The organism is Acinetobacter sp. YH16052, from assembly GCF_013417155.1.
In the GTDB taxonomy this organism is placed as follows: Bacteria; Pseudomonadota; Gammaproteobacteria; order Pseudomonadales; family Moraxellaceae; genus Acinetobacter.
Genome location: NZ_VPEO01000110.1, coordinates 1 through 2,065, shown reverse-complemented (window position 1 = coordinate 2,065; position 2,065 = coordinate 1). Strand labels below are relative to the sequence as shown.

Sequence of the window (2,065 nt, the reverse complement as noted above, 5' to 3'; positions counted from 1 at the left end):
GTCACCAATGTCAATTTACAGATCACGCCAAGCAGCCGGATTGGTTTGCTCGGGATGAATGGTGCCGGTAAATCCACCCTGATTAAATCGCTGGTCGGTGATTTAAAATTGCTTCAGGGTCTGCGTAAAGATTCAGAACTGCTCAATATTGGCTACTTTGCCCAACACCAAATGGATGCACTGGATGGCAATGCCAGCCCGATGTTACAGCTGGCCCGTATTGCCGATAAAAAAATCAGTGAAGCCAGCCTGCGTTCTTTCCTGGGCAGTTTTGGTTTTAGCGGCGAACGCATGGATACGCCAAGTGAAAGTTTCTCAGGCGGTGAACGTGCCCGTCTGGCTCTGGCATTGATTGTCTGGCAGCGTCCAAACGTGTTGATTCTGGATGAGCCGACCAACCATTTAGATCTGGATATGCGTCATGCATTGACCATGGCCTTGCAGGATTTTGAAGGTGCTGTGGTGCTGGTATCGCATGAGCGCCAGCTGATTGCCAGTGTCTGTGATGAATTGCTGCTGGTACATAATGGTCAATGCCGTGAATTTGACGGTGATCTGACCGCTTATGCCGACTGGTTACGTCAGGCCCGCATTGAGATGATCAAAAACGGGCAGAAGCCAGCCGAGCCGGTGAAATCTCAGGTCGAAGTCAAAGCAACCATTTCCAGACTGGACAAAGAAGCACAGCGTAAGGAAGCGGCACGCCAGCGGGAACTGAGCCGCCCGATTCGTAAAAATATCGAAAAATGTGAAACACAGATTTCAAAGGTTACGCCGCGACTGGCTGAAATTCAAAGCTTGCTCGGCGATAGTGCTTTATATGATGCCTCACGTAAAAATGATTTGCTCAAACTGATGAATGAGCAAACTGAGCTGAAAGCCAAACTGGAAACAGCCGAAGAACAGATGCTGGAACTAATGATGGAACTGGAAAGTCTGGAGCAGTCCTTCTAACACTATTTCAACACCCCCATTATCTGAGAGATGAGTAACAAGCGTTATTCATCTCTTTTTTTTATTAAAACCACCCATTTTTAATATTTTCCTCCTGCTTTTCATCTCCGTGTAGTTCCTTGCTATTCTTGAGTACTGCATCTCTTCTTCAAAACTTGACACATTTTGTCGTGAATTACGCAAGTGCCATATAAGTTTATTTTTTGGTGGTGTTTCAAAAAGTATGCTGAAAAAAAGCAGGTTGGATTTTGATAAAATAGAGAAATGCGAATAACTCTAGAAATCAAGTGTCCAGCCTGCCTAAGTGACAGTATAAAGAAAAATGGCACAAAAGTAGATGGTAAGCAAAATTACCAATGTAAAATATGCAGACGTCAATTTATTGGTGATCATGCTCTCAGTTATCAAGGCTGTCACTCAGGTATCAAAACCAAAATATTACACCTCATGGTGCGAGGCAGTGGTGTCAGGGATATAGCAGAAATTGAAAGAGTAAGTATCGGTAAAGTTCTACGGACACTTAGCCAATCAAAATATCAACTTCGAGCACAGCAAAGTCATTATGAAACCCTTGAAGTAGATGAGTTTTGGACTTTTGTTGGTCATAAGCAAAATAAACAATGGCTAATTTATGCCTATCATCGAGAAACAGGTGAAATTGTTGCTTATGTATGGGGTAACCGAGATTTAGCCACTGCAAAACGACTTAAATTAAAATTGAAGCAGTTAGGTGTAAGCTATACATGTATATCAAGTGACCATTGGGATAGCTTTGTTACGACCTTTAAAGAATGCAAACAGTTGATTGGTAAATTTTTCACTGTGGGTATAGAAGGCAATAATTGTCGATTACGGCATCGGATCAGGCGAGGCTTTAGGAGAAGCTGCAACTTCTCCAAAAAGCTTGAAAATCATTACAAAGCCTTTGATTTAGCGTTCTTTTATATCAATAATGGATTCGTTTAATGCCAGCATACTTTTTGAAACACCACCAAAAATTTAACATAAAATCTCATATACGAAATTCGGGTGTTAGAACCCATTCAAAGTGTACTCATCAGTACACTTTGAAATTTTGATATAAAAAATTTAACATAAAATCCCTTATAAG

General features: G+C 41.5%; 2 protein-coding genes. Both read left to right on the top strand.

Features of this window, described 5'->3' with window-relative positions; translation table 11 throughout:
* Positions 1-954: ATP-binding cassette domain-containing protein (locus FTV42_RS16410; protein ID WP_180039214.1), on the top strand; the 954-nt coding region annotated here is incomplete at its 5' end.
* A 264-nt stretch (positions 955-1,218) separates the two neighbouring features.
* Positions 1,219-1,920 (top strand): IS1 family transposase, encoded by a 702-nt coding sequence (locus FTV42_RS16405; RefSeq protein ID WP_154320143.1) that lies wholly within the window; start codon positions 1,219-1,221, stop codon positions 1,918-1,920.
* Positions 1,921-2,065 lie beyond the last annotated feature (145 nt).